The organism is Marivita hallyeonensis (assembly GCF_900129875.1).
Lineage (GTDB): Bacteria > Pseudomonadota > Alphaproteobacteria > Rhodobacterales > Rhodobacteraceae > Marivita > Marivita hallyeonensis.
Map to the genome: position 1 here is coordinate 645,549 of NZ_FQXC01000002.1, position 16,418 is coordinate 661,966.

The window sequence follows — 16,418 nt, forward strand, 5'->3', positions numbered from 1 at the left end:
GCGCGTGCTCAGGTCCGTGTCTTCGGCAGAGACAGAGTGACCGGCGTCAGGGCAAGGGTCGGCGGCAGGTTCGGCGGCGCGCCGGAGATGGTGACATTCACAACGCCCGTGGCGGTTTCACCGTTGCTTTCGCGGATGGTGTAGGCAAAGCTGTCGGTTGCGGTCGCGCCATCGGCCAGGCCCGCGAAGGCGGTGCCGGTGTCGTACTGCACGCGACCGTTGCCCAGATCGGTCACGTCGCCTTGCGTTCCGGTCAGGTCGAGGCTGGCAAAGGTCACCGGCCCCTCGCCATCGCTGTCGTTGTCCAGAACGTCGATCTCGCGGGTTTCCGATTTGGACAGCGCTATGGCGTCATCCTCGGCCACCGGGGCCGGGTCGTCGGTCACGGTGATCGAAAACAGCGGTTGCGCGAATAGCCCGCTGCTGTCCGTAACCCTGATGCCCACGAAATAGCGGTTGTCACCGTCGAAATCCGCGGGTGCCTCGAAATCCCGCGCTGTACAGAAGGACAGGAGCCCCGTGACCGGGTCGATGTCGAAGACGTCCGCATCGGTGGTCGCCGTGTCGATGGTGTAGACGAGCCTCGCGCCTTCGGTATCCGCGTTGTCGACAGCGGACAGGTCCGCGATGGTCAACACACCTTCGCGGACCTCAAAACTCCTGGGGCTGGAGAAGGCCGGCGGTGTGTCCGACGCGGTGATCGCGATCATGCCTGCGTCTACGATGAAGGCACCGTCCGAGAGGGTGACGGCAATGGTACCGAGATCGGTGTCGCTCGACGTGAACGGCTGAAAGCTGACCCCGCCCGCGTCGAGGAACGCGTCGAGCGCGTCAGCGGTGCCGGTGAGCGACACGCTGCTTCTGACCAACATGCTGTTTTTGGCCACCGTGACCCCACCGCCCGACGTTGCGCTGGCATAGCCCAGGTCCGGGGTGAGGGTCAGCGTCAGGATCTCGGTCGCGTCGTCACCTTCGATGTCGATGGCAGCCAGGTCGAGCGGTGCCGTGACCTGCGTCAGGCCGAAGAGTTCCGTCGGCAGGCCGGTCAGAGTGGGGGCGAGGTTGGACGTGGCGGTGACAGCGAAATCGAAGCTCGACGAGACGTTGTCGGAATCCCGAGCGGTCACCGTCACGGTCCGTTCCCCCTCACTGCCGGGCGTCAGCAACAGGCCACGTAATGCCGCCGAGCCCGCATCGTCGGTCGGAACCATGCGCACGGGCCTGACGTCGATCTCATCGACAAACCCGAAGTCCTGCCTGACGCCTGTCAACCTGAGGCTCGCGGTGCCCTCTCCGGTGATCGTGAAGACTACGCGGCCGGTCGCGTCATTGACAAGCGTGTCGCCGTTACGGACCAGAAAGCCGTCGCGCCAGGGCAGACGATCCGCGATCGACAGGGCGTCGTCCATAACGCTGGACGTGATATCGAGTTGCAGCAGGAGCGTTTGGTCATTGTCTGAGAGTTCGGCGGTATCAAAGACATTTACGGCAATACCGGTCGGGCGAAGATTGGCAGAAGCTGTTGCGTCAAGCTGAGGAGCATCATTGGTGATCTCCAGCGTGGATCCGGACGAGGGCGTGGTCAGTAAGCCGCTGAAGTAAAAGGCATAGTCACCGGTGCCCGGATGTTTATAGGTTAGGTTCTCAAGAAGGAACTCAACGAGACCTGCGTCAAAGGTCGTCACCGCAAGAAAAAAAACGTGCCGGAATCGAAGGAGATTTCCCCGATCTTTTCACCCGTCGCGGCGAGAGTGATGTCGCCGTCTTCCGCCTTGTCCGGCGTGGTTGAGTTTATCAGACGATATGCGACCCCATTATGATTGATGAGGCCCAGACCCAGAAAGGTCGGAAAGTAGAGTGCTGGCTCCAGAGTTGTGTAGTCGTCTCTCGTCATCTGACCCCACACAACGTCGACACCTGAGCCGCCGTCATCTTCAATGGTGACGTCCGAAAACACCTTGAAGGTCACGACGTCAACACGGTCGAAATTGACAGTCGATAGGTCGTTCATAGTGGCTGTAAAGCTGCTCATCGGCTCAAGCGCTCCAACATGAGGCAAGAGCGCGAAGAACGGGTATTTGTTTGTTACCTGCGCGCCGAATACCGGAGAAAATCAAAACTGTATCCTCACTTCGCGGGGCTCAGCATGTCGGGGTGGCGGGCGCATCTGTTTCGGGGACCGAAAGCAGCGACGCCCAATCCAACCCCGGACACGCGCTGCGCAGGATCAAACCGGCCTGTCGTCTGCGCCGAGGCGGAAAGGCTCCGCCGGATCGTCCCGAGGTCGGGATCTTAGCGGCGTGGCCTTGTTCGCGCCGCAGGTTCTCAGACAAGAAAACTCTTGCAAAGCGAATGGCTTACGGCAAGCCGACGGACAGAAAATGATAACTCTTTCCAAAAATGATAACTCGGAACGCCACCACTGTGGCGCGGATGCCTCAGCCCTGCCGCGTGCGCTGCCGTGTCTCGGTGGGGCTTTCGCCGAACTCCTGCCGGTACGCGCGGGTGAAGTTGCCGAGATGGGTATATCCGCAGGCAAAGGCTATGCTTTTGACCGTCTCGCCCCGCCCAAGTGCGTCGCGCGCCCAGATCAGCCTTGCGCGGCGGTGATAGGCCTTAAGGGTCAGGCCGATCTCGGCCCGGAAGACCCGCCGCGCCATTCCGTCGCCCAAACCGAAACGCTCAAGCAGAGCGTCGGTGCCAAGAGGCGCCAGCGGGTCCGCGTCGATGGCCTGCCTGACCTGCCGCGCCGCTTCGCCACGGCGCCGGGTCGTCCGCGATGTCCGAGCCGTTTGTCAGTGCGCTGTAACTTTCCAGCGCGTCGGCTAGAAACTCCATAGCCATGGCCTCGGCCTTCAACCCGGCAATGCCGTTTTCCCGGCTCAGGTCGTGCAGAGCCTCCGCCTTGCCGCGCATCTTCGGACCCGCTGGAACGGGAACCGCCATATTCACTGGGTCGCCCATCGCCATCAGCCGCATCATCGGTGCGTTGTCGTTGGGTGCATGCAGGACGGTCAGGTCGTGGTGGTACATCGCCACGCACACATGTTTGAGTGTCTGCCCCGCTTCGACGCGCAGGCGAAACCCGGGCGTGTCGCAGCGGATGATGGACATTCCGTTCTCTGACCAGAACGCCGCGCGGCCATCGCCCATCAGGATCGTTGCCTCGCCGCTCAGGAAGTATTGCGCCGAGATGTGGATTCCGGCGGGGTCCGCATGAAAGTGGAACTCTGTGGGCCTCTGCGCAAGGATCTCGGACGTGAGGACCATGGCCCCGCCCGCGAATGTTCGGAACCGCAACCCGTCATCCTTGTTCGCAACAAACATCTTTGCGGTGTCAACGATTGCATAAGTCATGAACTTGGTCTCCATGAACACGGGCCGCGTCTTTCCTTGACGTCGCCCATCGCAATGACTTCTTCCCGTCGGACTACATTAAGGGACGATGATCAGAATCGGAGACCCGTCAAGATTGATTCACCCTCAATCTGATCATCCCCTGGCCGGGACTGAACACCTTGACGTGATGCATGACGCCTGTCTGGCGGTATCTATGTGCCAGCGCGCGATCAAGCCGATGCATTGTGCAAAGCCACGACGCGACCAATCAGGGGCTTTGCCACGTTCAAAACGGTTGCCCATCGGTCAACAGACGCGGACCTGAAGGTCGGACAGCTGTGAATCCAACAGTCCAAGGGCACAAAGAACGCGCTATTGCGTTCGTTCCCCGTGCTCGGAGCGATCGCCAAATTGCCAAGCGTCCAATCCATAGGCGGGCGTGAGGAAAGGAGTCCGACAACACCGACGCGACGTCCCGTAAGGCGACAACAGTCGCGGTTGCCAACAAGTTCACCGAGATCGCTTGGGGAATCACGTTCAAGCAAGGCATCTATAGACAAGCTTCCACGCCCCGATCCGAACACTGCGTTTCGCTGAAACCACGACCACGAAGGCCAAGCTTTACCGCGATGGTGAAGGTGAACGACTGGATATCCACCAGTCAGAAAGCCCGTGTCCGTCAGCGGGCCGCAACCGCGCAACGTTGATCCAGCGGTCGGTACCGTGCATCCCGTAAGGGTCCGTAGGAAAATGCTGCAATCCAAAGCCGGTTTAGGCGCAGACTAGAGGCGCGCTACCCTACCCCGTGCAAAGACAGGTAGTTGGCGGAGTTTGGGTGGGGTTGCAGTAAAGCGAGTGCAAGACTGTAGCCCTCAATTCCAACAAATTTTGTAATATGTGGCGCGCTTGACTGGTCTTCTCCCTCGCCCAGACTCTCGATCGATACCTAGCCGGAAGAACGCCAGAAGCTAATGGCCATTGCTTCTTTCACTGGACAGAACATTAAGGACTCGTCCTGGGCAGAGATCTCGGCGATAGCCTTGCCCTCGACGGCATAGGCGAAAACGAAATTTTCAAGGCGTTGGTGAACTTCTTGGATCCCAGAGTAGAACAGCCACGACGCAGCCAGATTTCCGGCAAGTCTGGTGAGGATATTTGGCGCGAAGAACGCAAGTGCGCCGGGTTTAACTTACGCCATGCCCGGTTATCAGATTAACCTTGCATCGGAGGAGGACCTCCAGGCAACTGGAGGTAAACGCTCGTCTCCTGGAGCCGTGAACAAACTGACAAGCATCATGACCAGATCGAGAATTGCCTCGATTTGGTCGGGTGCGCTCACAATCATTTCAGAGGTTGCCCTACAGGATCTGCGTACATCGGTGCCAGCATCACTGGTTCTTCTGGACCGCCCTCCATCAGCGCCGTCCAACACGAGTATGAACGATGTGCTGCGAAGGCCGAAGGGGCGACTCCAGGAGCCTTCCTGAATTTCAGTCGCACGCTGGATATCGTCTGGTTGCCGAAGGTTGAATGAGGCACACAGTGACGAAGCAAATACGCGCGGCCCAATCGCCAAGCCAGTGTTTATGCCATGCATTTATTCCTATACTCCAGATCCGGCGAAAACAGCACACGCGCCAAATATTCACGCCTTGTAACGTGAAATTGCATCAAACGTGGCGCTCGGACACGGCGTCGTTCTTCGGCATTAACGATCATTTCGGATTTTGGCTGGGGACGTGCCAAAGGCACTTTGAAATGATCGGGTCATATGCGACTGATCTGAAAATCCGCACTCCCTTGAGATTTCTGAAATTGGCTTGTTGGTTGCAATCAATTGCGCTTTTGCACGCTCCAATCGAAGGTCTCGTGCGAATGCATGAACTGCTTTTCCGGTCTCTTGGCGAAAGGATTTTGCAAACCAGGACGGGCTCATGGCAGCGATGTCGGCAAGCTCGGCGACGCTGGGCTTGGAGGCGAGATTGTCTTCCAGATGGGCAATCGCGCGTTCAATACGCGGGCCGTTGCCACGCGCCGATACCAATCTTTGCGGAGCTCGTCCGACGGTCATGCAACGTCGCACCATCGCAAGAGCGAGGGTTTCCAGGTACACGGGGTCGCGATCACCAAATCGGATATGCTCGATCATTAGCGTACTGATTTGCGCCGCAGACGCATCACGCCGCCCATACGCCATATCAGGCATTTCCCAAAACCCATCATACGCCTCGGCATCGAGCTTCGACAGAACGCCGTCGTCGAATTCGAGGACAATTTCCCAATCGAAGTTGCGAGCCTGCAAATCAAGCGAAATACCTTTTGCGAACATGTCGAAAGCGCATCCATTCAGGACTGCGCCTTGGTAATCCGTACCTTCGACGCGCTGATAATCGACCGCAGATCGAGATCCGAAGGGCTGAACATTGAGAAGGGTCTTGTTTGTCTTGATCTCGAATGAAACGTGCCCGGGAGGTAATGCCATCAACGTGATGCCAGCGCGATCCAAACGTTGTTCCTTATGAACAAAGCTTTGCGCGAGCCCCTCGGTGCCCTTGGCATTCGCGAATATGTCATTCGTGTCCATGTCGGCCTCCGGTCAGGCGTATCTTCAGGGTAAATGCATCTGGTCGTAGGTCAAGTTAAGGCCGTTCTTTCGACACCGTGGACAAGCTTTGTGCACGTCGCACGAGCCGCGCAAAAAAGAGCAAAAAGCCGAAATCGGCAAACCGCGACGACAAATCCAGTCGCTCCGTTCAAAAATCCGATCGCTCCTTTCAAGCCACACATCGCGCAACTGGCTAACTCTTCACGCAGCAAAGACTGAAGCAGACTTGGTCAACTCGAAAGGATGCTCGCATGACCCTGATCTATTCGCCGAAGATCCATAACGCGATGAAATGCATGATCGTCATTCTGTGCCTCACGCTGGCTCAAGCCGGAACAGCCGCACTGATCTTCGCACGTTGAAAGTTGGGCTGTTTTCCACCTCGTACGGGAAGGGCTATTAAATTGCTTCTGATCGATCATTCACCGTGTATGTGTTTCTTCACTCATATCGACCATCAGATCGAGAAATGCACGGACAGCGGGAATTTCAGCGCGTTTTGGCGGAAAAGCGGCGTAGATCTCGATATCCGGACCGGAAAACTCTGGAAACAGTCGCGCCAATTCACCGGACAGAACTTTCCGGTCCCCGAAGATCGCAGGCAAAAAAGCGACTCCTTTGCCGGATGCAAGGATGCCAAGCGCGACGCTTGGATCGCCGACAAAACACATCGGTGCCGCATCGAGCCGAAGCCGCCGCCCATTCGTGTCCTGCATTTCCCAATCAAGAGGCGCACCTGGAACGTCAATCACGATGCGCCCCAGTTCCTTGATCTCGGCTTTCGTGAACGGCTTGTCCTGGCAGTCCGGCGGCCCGTAGAGACCGAAAGTCGAGGCGATCACGCGTCGTGTGATGAGATAGGGCTCGTCTGGTCGACCAAGCCGCAAGACAAGGTCCAAATCTTCCTCCAGCGGGTCCGGGCCGTGTCCAGTTACCTTCACGCGCACTGTGACCTTCGGGTACAGCCGAGAAAACTCGCCGATTATCGGACCCAAAATCTGTTGCGCGGACAGCGCGCTGGCGGCTATCCGCAATTCGCCTTCCGGCTCGCCGGATGCGCGCCGCAACACGTCGTCGGCGGTCGCACCCGCTTCGGTCGCAGCTTTGGCCGCAGGCAGAAGCATCTCACCGGCTTGCGTCAATTTGAGACCGGTCGACTGCCGGTCGAACAACGGAATCCCGGCTTGATCCTCGAGCCGCGCAAGACTTCGCGACAAAGTTGCCTTTGGCACTTCAAACCGGCGTGCGGCGGCACTTAAGCTGCCCGCTTCGTACAGAAAGAACACGATCCGCAAGTCTTCAAGGTTCACCATGATCGCCTTTGCCATTGCCACGCCTTCTTTGAATCGTTCCGATTTCGGAACACTTCGTTTTATTTTGCGCGCTTTTCAAGACGGAGGAGCGCCACAATCTTACTTCCAACACCAAGGAGATGAAGAATGACTGCATATTCCGAACCAAAGACTAACCAGAAGTGGAAGACATACGCCGCATGGGTCGCTCAGATGCTTCTTGCCGTGGGGTTTGCCGTCGTCGGCGGCCAGAAGCTGGTATCCGCGGACTCGATGGCCGCCCTCTTCGCGCAGCTGTCTGATGGATCCTGGTTCATGTACCTGACCGGGACGCTGGAGGTTCTGGCCGCCGGTCTGCTGCTCTTCCCGGCAACGGCCTTCTTCGGTGCGCTTATTGCAGGTTGCGTGCTTTTCGGCGCCTTGATCACCCACCTGTTCTTCATCGGCGGCTCTATCGTGCCGGCGCTGGTGCTTCTCTTGTTGACTGCTGCGGTTCTGGTTTTGCGCCGACCGCAGAAGATCTGAGATCAGCCTGAGGCCGCTATGTCCTTTGATGCCGCTTTCATTCTAATTATCCTTGTGTCTGCTGCGTTCGGCCTGCGGGCAGGGTTTGCCGGTTCGGTGATTGGCGCTGTCGCGATTGCCGTGGTAACCGTGATGGCGCTCACCGGCACTGAGCAAATCGCGCTGATCACCTTATCCATCTGGGCGATTTTTCTGTTCGGATTTGCGGTCATCTGGCCTGCGAAGGGCGCTTCAACGGCGTCGCGCGCCTATGGCGCGCTTCTTGGACTAGGTCAGGGCATCGCGGCGATGTTTGTGATCAGCGGTACGCTCTTGTCGACGGTCTACAAGGACCGACCCGCGGCGGCAGAACATTTACGCCAAGCCGCGCTTTACCAACCTACGTTCATGGTGGCGCAAGCCACCGGCCTTGATCAAACTGCCCTGTCTTTTCCCGCGCCACTCGAAGTCACGGTCGGCGCGGCGCCACAAGTTCCGCCAACCATCGACTGGGCAAGAGCGGAGCCGTTCACAAACGCGCCCGTTCGCACGCTTCCCGGCGAAGTGCGGGCGCTTGATCGCACGTCCCTCGCATTCGAGGTCGACGGTCGTGTCACAACAGTGACGGTTGATATTGGCGAGCATTTTGCCGCCGGGGATGTGCTGGCCCAGCTCGATACACATCTGCTTAACATCGCTCTTGAAGAGCGTCGCGCGGCGCTAATCGAAGCTGAGGCACGGCTGAGTGAAGCCAGACAGGAATTCCAGCGTCAGAGCACCTTATTCGATCGCAATGTGGTATCGGAATCCGTTCTGGAGACGGTCGCGGCCGCCCTCGACGCGGCGCGCAGCCGGTACGAGATCGCTTTGCGCGGAATCGAAACAGCTGAGGATCGCCTCAAGGATGCGACTCTGCGTGCGCCGTACGATGGAACGGTCGCCTTGCGTATGGTCGAACCCGCGCAAACCGTTGCGGCTGGCGCGCCGGTTTTGGAGATCCAAAGCAATGGTGGCGGTTTTGAGGTCACGGCAACAGTACCGGATACGGTTGTCACGCGCCTGGAACTGGGCTCCGAGCACAGCATTCGCACGCTCGATGATACCGGTGCAACGCTAAGCGCGGTACTGCAAGACATAGGCTCACGCGCCGTCAGTACGGCAGGCTTTCCCGTGACGTTGCGCGTGACAGAGGCCGATACGGACCTTCGGTCAGGTCTGAGCGTCGAAATCGCCTTTCTGCTTGGTCGCGATGATCCCGCGGATGCTTCGCTTGCCGTCCCGGTCAGCGCCGTTTTGTCCGACTTGGATCAAGGTCATGCGGTTTACGTCGTTAATCCCGACACCGGGGCCTTGTCGCGACGGGCCGTGACACTTGCTGGAACCGAAGGCGGCGTTGCTCTTGTCTCGGACGGGTTGGAAGACGGCGATGTCGTCGCCACGCGCGGGCTTCCCTTCCTGGAAGACGGCATGACGGTACACCTGCGCGGCACCGGCGTTGCCCGCTACGACCAGTAGGGGCCCCATTATGCTGACGCACTTTGCCTTCACCTACCAGCGGCTGGTCTTCTTCATCGTCGCCGTCCTCATGGGATTCGGGGCCTACAGCTACTTCACCCTGCCCGCGCAGGAGGACCCGCAGATCACCATTCGCGAAGCGATCGTGACCACCTCTTATCCCGGCCTATCGCCGGAACGGGTCGAACAGCTGGTGACCAAACCGCTCGAACGTGCCATCCGGCGTATGCCCGAGGTCGAGGAAATCCGCTCCTCCTCTCTACCCGGCACGTCCATCATTCATGTCGAGGTCTATGACCGGTTTTTCGAGCTGGACCAGATTTGGGACGATCTGCGCGCCGAAGTGGCGCTGGCCCAGGCAGACCTGCCAGACGGTTCACGACCCCCGGTCGTGTCCGACGATGTGGGCGATGTGGCCGTCGTGACCGTTGCCCTGCGCTCCGTCGATCACACGCTGGCCGAACTGGGAGACATGACCAATCACATCCGCGACCGGCTTTACAGCCAGACCGGCGTGAAAAGCATCGACATCGTCGGCGCGCAGCCCGAACGTATCTATATCGAAACACGCAACGCGCGTCTCGCCGAGCTTGCCATCAGTCCCGACGCCATCGCCGCGACGCTGGCCAACCAGAACATCATCCGCCCCGGCGGCACCATCGACATCGGCCCCCGTGCGCTGATCATTGAGCCGACGGGCGATTACCGCGACCTCGCGCAGATCGGCGAGACCCTGATCGCCGCCCCCGATGGCAGCACCATCCCCTTGCGCGACATCGCCACGCTCGAGCGCACTTTGGTCGATCCCGCCCCGCAATCGGCCTTTTACCAGGGCGATCCGGCCATCGTCTTCGCCATCGCCATGCAGGACGGCAACAACGTGCTCGAATTCGGCCCGCGCATCGCCGCCGAACTCGAACGGATCGAGGCCGGTCTGCCGCTGGGCATGTCGCTCGACATCATTACCTTCCAGGCCGATCAGGTCGAACGCGCCGTCTATGGCGTGACGATCAACGTTCTGCAAACGCTGGGCATCGTGCTGGCCGTCGTGGTCCTCCTGCTGGGCCTGCGGACGGGCCTCATCGTGGGCGCCATCGTGCCTATTGTGATGCTGTCCACGCTCGCCGTCATGGGGTTTCTCGGCCTGCCGCTCGAACGCATGAGCCTGGCGACGCTGGTCATTGCCCTTGGCCTTCTGGTCGATGCCGGCGTCGTCGTTGCCGAGGATTTCAAGGCGCGCCTCAGCCAAGGCGCCAGTAACGACGAGGCACTGAAACAGACCGGCAAGGAGCTGTCCTTGCCGCTTCTGTCCTCGACTGCCACGACCGTGCTCGTCTTTCTGCCGCTCATGCTGGCCGAACATGTGGCGGGCGAATACACCCGCTCCATCTCTATCGTGATCGCGATCACGCTCTCGATCTCTTGGCTTCTGGCGATGACCGTCACGCCCGTATTGTCGCACCGCTTCGCCACCGCCGACACCGGCGTAACGCGCCCCTATTACGAACGCATGTTCGACCCTCTGGTGCGCGGCTATGGCCGCCTGATCGAAGGCATCCTGCGGATCCGCGCGATCTTTGTGGGGATCATGCTGGCCGGTCTCGTCGGCGGCGCCGCCCTAGTCGCCACTTCGCCGCAAAGCTTTTTCCCCGACAGCGACCGCGCGCAGTTGATCACCTATATTTATCTGCCCGCCGACGTGACGACTGAAGCAACCGAAGACGAGATGCGGGCGCTGTTGCCCACGCTCACGCGCGACCGGTTTGACTGGCTTGAGGATCAGGTCGCCTATGTCGGCACTGGCGGACCGCGCTTCGTTCTGTCGCTGACCCCGGTCGATCCCGCACCCAACCGCGCGGTGATGATAATGAACGTCGACGCGTCCGAAAACCTCGACCGCGCCATGGACGAACTTCGCTCCCACCTGGCGCGCGACTTCAGCCACCTGCAGGCGCATGTGACGCGCATGTTCCTTGGGCCCACCGACAGCGCCATCCTTGAAGTGCAGGTCAAGGGCCCGGACCGCGACCACGTCTATGCCACCGCGACCCGGATCGAAAAGATCATCGCCGCCGTCCCCGGCGCTCGCGACATCCGACAGGACTGGGAAAACCGCATCCCACGTGTGGTGGTCGAGGTCGACCAGACCCGCGCCCGCCGTGCGGGTGTGACCTCTGCCGACGTGGCGCGCTCGCTTTCGGCGTATTTTTCGGGGCGCAACGTGTCGGAATTCCGCGACGGCGACGACACGATCCCGATCATCGCCCGCGCCGCGGACGCCGAACGCACCGACCTCGACCGTGTGCGTAGCCTTTCGGTCTTTGCGCAGAATGGCACCGTCGTTCCGCTAATGCAGGTGGCCGATGTCACGCTGCAAAACGGCTACGCCCGGATCGAACGCGAAGGACTCGAGCGTACGGTCACAGTGCAGGGCCGCTCCGAACTCATGGGAGCCGAGGATATGGCGCCCCTGATCGCAGACGACCTCGACGCGCTGCGCGCCGACCTGCCTCCCGGCCATTCCATCGAATTTGACGGCATCCTCGTGCAGTCGGGCGAAGGTCGCGCGGCGCTTCTGGTGAACATGCCTTTATGTCTGGCCATCGTGGTGGTCCTGCTCATTGCGCAGTTCAACTCGTTCCGCCGCCCCTTCATCATTATGGCGACCGTGCCGTTGGTTGTTCTCGGGGCGGGACTAGGCCTGAGGCTCTTCGATGCGCAATTTGGCTTCATGCCGATCCTGGGGCTTCTCAGCCTGGCGGGCATCATCCTCAACAACGCCATCGTGCTGATCGACCGCATCGACATCGAACGCAACGAAGGCCGGACGGGCAACGACGCCATCGTCGAGGCCGCGAAGCGCCGCCTGCGCCCGATCCTGATGACCACCGTCACGACCATCCTGGGCCTCTTGCCGCTGATCGTGTCCAACGATCCGCTGTTCTACGGCATGGCCGTGGTCATGGCGGGCGGGCTTGCCGTGGGCACGGTGCTGACTCTGGGCTTCGTGCCTGTGCTCTACTCGCTGCTCTTCGTCGGCCGCCAGACGGCGAAAGAGCCCGCACCGGCCAGGGAGCAGGCGGCATGACGTCCGTCTCCCGCCTTTTAAGCCTCGTGGCCGCCGCCCTGACGCTCGCGGCCTGCACGCCCCGCGCCGAGCTTGCCTTAGTTGCAGCGCCCGATCCGGTCCAGACCGAGCGCATTTACGTCGCAACCGCCCGGGTGCCCATCGACCCACCGCTGGACTTTTCGGCATCCCGCGCGGACAGACTCAGCTTTGCCGCCTACGACATCGGCATCCCGCCCAATCGCGCGGCCGGCGACGTGCGATACCCCGGCGCCCGGCCCGATCCCAACCGCCAGTTCACCGTGACCTCCGCGCATCGACTGGCCGACGAAACCGCTCTTGCCGACGCTCTGGCGCAAGGCCCGACCGATCACGTCGTGATCTTCGTGCACGGCTACAATTACACGCTGGGCGAAGCCGTCTATCGCCACGCCCAGATCGCACATGACTTTGACATGCAGGCTCCACAGATCACCTTCGCCTGGGCCTCCGCTGCGCGGCCCCTTGGCTATATCCACGACCGCGACAGTATCGCCATCGCCCGCGACGATTTCGAAGCGCTGCTTGGAACGCTCCTGCGCGAACAGGACAAGGACATCCTGCTTGTCGGACATTCCATGGGGGCGATGCTGATCATGGAAACGCTGCGCCAGATGGCCGTCGCCAACCGACGCATCAATCACCGCATAGAAGGCGTGATGCTGATTTCTCCGGATATCGACATCACCCTTTTCCTCAACCAGGTCGAGCGCATCGCACCGTTGCCCAAGCCCTTTGTTGTAATCACGTCCCAAGACGACCGGGTGCTGCGCTTGTCGGCCCGCCTATCTGGCCGTCCGCAAAGGCTTGGATCGCTCAGCGACACCGAACGCCTGCGCAGCCTCGACATCACGGTCGTCGATCTGACCGAACTTCGCGGCGGCGACCCGCGCGGGCATATGACCGCCGTGACCTCGCCCGACGCCATCGCCCTGCTGCGCGGATTTCGCCGCAACGACATGTTCCTTGCTGACCGAAATCCGCGCGGACTCGACCTTCTGGGCCCGCTTGCCCCGTCCATTCGGACCGAATGAACCACCTGCTGAGATAGGAGACCAAAGTGCAAAACCGAACCAATCCAACCGCGCCGTGGATCAAGGCCAAAGCTTCCGGAATCGCAACTGTTATCTGCCTGTCACTGCCAAGCGCGCACCCTGCAGCGGCCGAGATCCTGCCCGACCGGTATTTCGAGGAAAAGCTGTCCAATACGTTCTTTGAAGCCGAGATCGACGGGCGTTTGATGGACGTCATGTTGGGACGAAGCGGGCGTTTCGCATTGCGCAGCCCGCTTGGGACCTTCGACGGAAGTTGGCGCATTTTCCAGGGCGAGATCTGCGTCGATATGCTCTACGGACCGATGGCCGGTTTTCGCTGCAAGCCTGTCAACTTCCAACCGGACGGTTCCGTTCACATCGGAACAGATATCACCCTGAAGCCAGCAGCAAGCGCGCGTTTTGTCGAACCACCGTCTGCGCCTCGCAGCGCATCCACCGCGACCGCCGACTAGAAACAGCGCGGGTGCGCTTCCGCAACTCCGGCACCTCTTTCGCAACCCATCGAGACTCAATTTCGGACCAGAATCATGCAAGAACAACCGACACACGATATACGCCTTGCCCTGCAAGGAGGCGGATCGCATGGCGCCCTGGCCTGGGGCGTCATCGACCGTCTGCTGGACGAAACACGCTTTCCGATTGCCGCGATCAGCGGCACCAGCGCAGGGGCGATGAACGCCGTCGTGGTCGCATCCGCCCTCGCCACCGGAACGCGGCAGGACGCCAAGGACGCCCTCCGCGCGTTCTGGAAAGACGTCTCCCTCGCCGGCCGCACTTCGCCCATCCAGCGCACACCTATGGCGCGATGGCTCGGCACCTGGTCGCTGGACGACAGCCCGGCCTACCACTGGCTCGACATGATGAGCCGTGCCGTCAGCCCGTACCAGACCACCCTGCCCAACTTTCACCCGCTGGAAGGCATCCTCTTGCGGCACGTCGATTTCGCCGCCCTAAACACGCCGGACGCACCGCGCGTCTACCTGACCGCCACGAATGTCCGCACAGGCCTCCCCAAGGTCTTCACTCAACCCGCATTGACTCTGAAGACGGTCCTTGCCTCCGCGGCTCTGCCCACGCTCTTCCGCGCGGTCGAGATCGAGGGAGAGCCCTATTGGGACGGCGGATATGTCGGCAATCCTGCGCTATTCCCGCTTGTGGCGCTGGAAAAGCCGGGCGATCTGCTGATCGTGCAGACCAACCCCTTCACCCGCGACGGCGTGCCGCGCAGCGCCCGCGACATCGCCAACCGGCTGAACGAAATCACCTTTAACTCCGCGCTGCTGAAGGAATTGCGCGCGCTCACCAACGCCCGAGCCGCGGGGCAGTATTCGAGCCTGCGCCTGCACCGCGTGCACGGGGATGACCATCTGTCGGAATTCGCACCGTCGTCGAAGCTGAACGTGGAGTGGGCTTATTTGCAGCACCTCTTCGACAGCGGCCACAGACAGGCCGCGCGCTTCCTCGACCGTCACGCGGACAACATCGGCCAACGCGACACGTACGATCCGGGCGACATGCTGCGGGACATCATAGAGGGCGACGTGCCCGGGAAGACGGCAGCGGCATGATCGGGTTTCTTGGCATCATCCTGTCACTCGGCTTGTTGATCCTGCTCGCCTACCGCGGCGCCAGCGTACTTGTGCTGGGCCCGGTGATGGCGCTGGTCGCGGCGGTGTTTTCGCTGCAACCGGGGCTTGCCACCTATACGCAGGTCTTCATGCCCGCAATGGGCGGCTTCGTGATCACCTATTTTCCTCTCTTCCTTCTGGGCGCTGTCTTCGGCCGCTTCATGCAGAGCTCGGGGGCGGCCACGTCGATCGCCAACGGAATTGTCGACCGCCTCGGCGCCGCGCAGGCGATCCCGGCGGTGGTGCTGGCTTGCGCCGTGCTCACCTACGGCGGCGTGTCGCTCTTCGTGGTGGCCTTCGCCGTTTATCCCATCGCGGTTGCTCTCTTTCGCTCAGCCGACATTCCGAAACGCCTCATCCCCGCAACGATTGCCCTGGGCGCGTTCACCTTCACCATGACCGCCCTGCCCGGCACCCCGGCGATCCAGAACGCGATCCCCTTGCCCTATTTCGGTACCACACCCTTCGCCGCCCCGGGCCTTGGCGTGATCGCCGCGCTGATCATGGCCGTCGGCGGATTGGCCTGGCTTGTCTTCCGCCAGCGCAGCGCACAGACGGCCCGCGAAGGCTATGGCCCGGCAGTGGACGAGGGCAGCGCCGCCCCCGACAGCAACGGCCCCCCCTTCGCCCTCGCCGCCTTGCCCATCGGGGTTGTGATCGCGTTGAACTACCTTCTGTCCGTGCACATCTTTCCTGCGCTCGACACGTCGTACCTGGCGCAGCCGCGCTTCGGCGCAACCGAGATTTCAGAGGTGCGCGGAATTTGGGCCATCACCGTGTCGCTCACGGTCGCCACGCTTTTGCTCGTGGCACTGAACGCCAGACGGCTTGAAGCGCCCAAGGACGACCTGACCGCAGGCGCCAATGCCTCCGTCCTGCCAATCTTCAACACCGCAAGCCTTGTGGGCTTCGGCGCCGTGATCGCCGCCCTGCCCGCCTTCGCAACCGTATCCAGCGCGGTTGAGGGGATGGGCGGCGGGCCGCTAGTTTCGCTCGCCGTCTCAACCGGGCTGCTTGCGGGCCTCACTGGATCGGCCTCGGGCGGCATGAGCATCGCGCTTGAAGCCGTCGGCGCGCAATATCTGGAGCAGGCCCAGGCAATGGGCCTCTCACCCGACCTTTTGCACAGGGTGACCACCTTGGCGACTGGCGGCCTCGATGCCCTGCCACACAATGGCGCCGTCATCACGCTTCTGGCCATCTGTGGCCTCACCCACCGCGACAGCTACGGCGACATCGCCGTCGTGGCTGTCGTCATCCCGCTGATCGCCCTCGTCGCAGTGGTGATCCTCGGCACCCTCTTCGGCTCGTTCTGAGAAAGGATTTTGCGCATGCGCCTTGCACTCGCCGCTCTCGCCCTGTTTTTGCTCGGGG

General features: G+C 61.1%; 13 protein-coding genes. 7 read left to right on the forward strand and 6 right to left on the reverse strand.

Annotation, left to right across the window (positions count from 1 at the left end; genetic code table 11):
* Positions 1-8: 8 nt before the first annotated feature.
* The 6 genes from BUA42_RS08870 to BUA42_RS08895 all read right to left on the reverse strand — a co-directional run bounded on the left by BUA42_RS08870 (position 9) and on the right by BUA42_RS08895 (position 7,272).
* Positions 9-1,685 (reverse strand): Ig-like domain-containing protein, encoded by a 1,677-nt coding sequence (locus BUA42_RS08870; RefSeq protein ID WP_072777320.1) that lies wholly within the window; start codon positions 1,683-1,685, stop codon positions 9-11.
* Positions 1,682-2,032: a hypothetical protein gene (locus BUA42_RS08875; RefSeq protein ID WP_178346884.1), complete on the reverse strand. Its 351-nt coding sequence runs from the start codon at positions 2,030-2,032 to the stop codon at positions 1,682-1,684. Before BUA42_RS08875 ends, BUA42_RS08870 begins: the two co-directional genes overlap by 4 nt.
* 406 nt (positions 2,033-2,438) lie before the next feature.
* Positions 2,439-2,672 carry a helix-turn-helix domain-containing protein gene (locus tag BUA42_RS08880; RefSeq protein WP_281249781.1) on the reverse strand — a complete coding sequence of 78 codons (234 nt, stop codon included), beginning with the start codon at positions 2,670-2,672 and terminating at the stop codon, positions 2,439-2,441.
* Positions 2,673-2,682: 10 nt separating this feature from the next.
* Positions 2,683-3,357: a hypothetical protein gene (locus BUA42_RS08885; protein WP_143152651.1), complete on the reverse strand. Its 675-nt coding sequence runs from the start codon at positions 3,355-3,357 to the stop codon at positions 2,683-2,685.
* A gap of 1,690 nt (positions 3,358-5,047) precedes the next feature.
* Entirely contained in the window at positions 5,048-5,923 is an 876-nt protein-coding gene (locus tag BUA42_RS08890) for a helix-turn-helix domain-containing protein (RefSeq protein ID WP_072777324.1), read from the reverse strand.
* Positions 5,924-6,366: 443 nt separating this feature from the next.
* Complete coding sequence (locus BUA42_RS08895; protein WP_072777325.1) at positions 6,367-7,272, reverse strand: LysR family transcriptional regulator; 906 nt, start codon at positions 7,270-7,272, stop codon at positions 6,367-6,369.
* Between the two features lie 111 nt (positions 7,273-7,383).
* On the opposite strand from BUA42_RS08895, the gene BUA42_RS08900 reads away from it, so the two are divergent.
* From BUA42_RS08900 to BUA42_RS08930, 7 genes are all read left to right on the forward strand, one after another.
* Positions 7,384-7,761 carry a DoxX family protein gene (locus BUA42_RS08900; protein WP_072777326.1) on the forward strand — a complete coding sequence of 126 codons (378 nt, stop codon included), beginning with the start codon at positions 7,384-7,386 and terminating at the stop codon, positions 7,759-7,761.
* Between the two features lie 18 nt (positions 7,762-7,779).
* Positions 7,780-9,255 carry an efflux RND transporter periplasmic adaptor subunit gene (locus BUA42_RS08905; RefSeq protein WP_072777327.1) on the forward strand — a complete coding sequence of 492 codons (1,476 nt, stop codon included), beginning with the start codon at positions 7,780-7,782 and terminating at the stop codon, positions 9,253-9,255.
* Positions 9,256-9,265: 10 nt separating this feature from the next.
* Entirely contained in the window at positions 9,266-12,343 is a 3,078-nt protein-coding gene (locus BUA42_RS08910) for an efflux RND transporter permease subunit (protein WP_072777328.1), read from the forward strand.
* The gene (locus BUA42_RS08915) at positions 12,340-13,395 is read left to right on the forward strand and encodes an alpha/beta hydrolase (RefSeq protein ID WP_072777329.1); all 1,056 of its coding nucleotides are present in this window, start codon (positions 12,340-12,342) and stop codon (positions 13,393-13,395) included. The genes BUA42_RS08910 and BUA42_RS08915 overlap by 4 nt, the downstream gene beginning before the upstream one ends.
* Positions 13,396-13,421: 26 nt before the next feature.
* Positions 13,422-13,868 (forward strand): hypothetical protein, encoded by a 447-nt coding sequence (locus tag BUA42_RS08920; protein ID WP_072777330.1) that lies wholly within the window; start codon positions 13,422-13,424, stop codon positions 13,866-13,868.
* 75 nt (positions 13,869-13,943) lie between these two features.
* Entirely contained in the window at positions 13,944-14,984 is a 1,041-nt protein-coding gene (locus tag BUA42_RS08925) for a patatin-like phospholipase family protein (protein WP_072777331.1), read from the forward strand.
* Positions 14,981-16,360, forward strand: coding sequence for a GntP family permease (locus tag BUA42_RS08930; RefSeq protein ID WP_072777332.1), 1,380 nt, complete (start codon positions 14,981-14,983; stop codon positions 16,358-16,360). The genes BUA42_RS08925 and BUA42_RS08930 overlap by 4 nt, the downstream gene beginning before the upstream one ends.
* Positions 16,361-16,418 lie beyond the last annotated feature (58 nt).

What these genes read in the sequence shown, in the direction of transcription:
- BUA42_RS08875 (WP_178346884.1), bottom strand. Translation starts at nt 2,032, where the DNA reads ATGAGCAGCTTTACAGCCACTATGAACGACCTATCGACTGTCAATTTC.
- BUA42_RS08885 (WP_143152651.1), bottom strand. Translation starts at nt 3,357, where the DNA reads ATGACTTATGCAATCGTTGACACCGCAAAGATGTTTGTTGCGAACAAG.
- BUA42_RS08890 (WP_072777324.1), bottom strand. Translation starts at nt 5,923, where the DNA reads ATGGACACGAATGACATATTCGCGAATGCCAAGGGCACCGAGGGGCTC.
- BUA42_RS08895 (WP_072777325.1), bottom strand. Translation starts at nt 7,272, where the DNA reads ATGGCAAAGGCGATCATGGTGAACCTTGAAGACTTGCGGATCGTGTTC.
- BUA42_RS08900 (WP_072777326.1), top strand. Translation starts at nt 7,384, where the DNA reads ATGACTGCATATTCCGAACCAAAGACTAACCAGAAGTGGAAGACATAC.
- BUA42_RS08905 (WP_072777327.1), top strand. Translation starts at nt 7,780, where the DNA reads ATGTCCTTTGATGCCGCTTTCATTCTAATTATCCTTGTGTCTGCTGCG.
- BUA42_RS08910 (WP_072777328.1), top strand. Translation starts at nt 9,266, where the DNA reads ATGCTGACGCACTTTGCCTTCACCTACCAGCGGCTGGTCTTCTTCATC.
- BUA42_RS08915 (WP_072777329.1), top strand. Translation starts at nt 12,340, where the DNA reads ATGACGTCCGTCTCCCGCCTTTTAAGCCTCGTGGCCGCCGCCCTGACG.
- BUA42_RS08925 (WP_072777331.1), top strand. Translation starts at nt 13,944, where the DNA reads ATGCAAGAACAACCGACACACGATATACGCCTTGCCCTGCAAGGAGGC.
- BUA42_RS08930 (WP_072777332.1), top strand. Translation starts at nt 14,981, where the DNA reads ATGATCGGGTTTCTTGGCATCATCCTGTCACTCGGCTTGTTGATCCTG.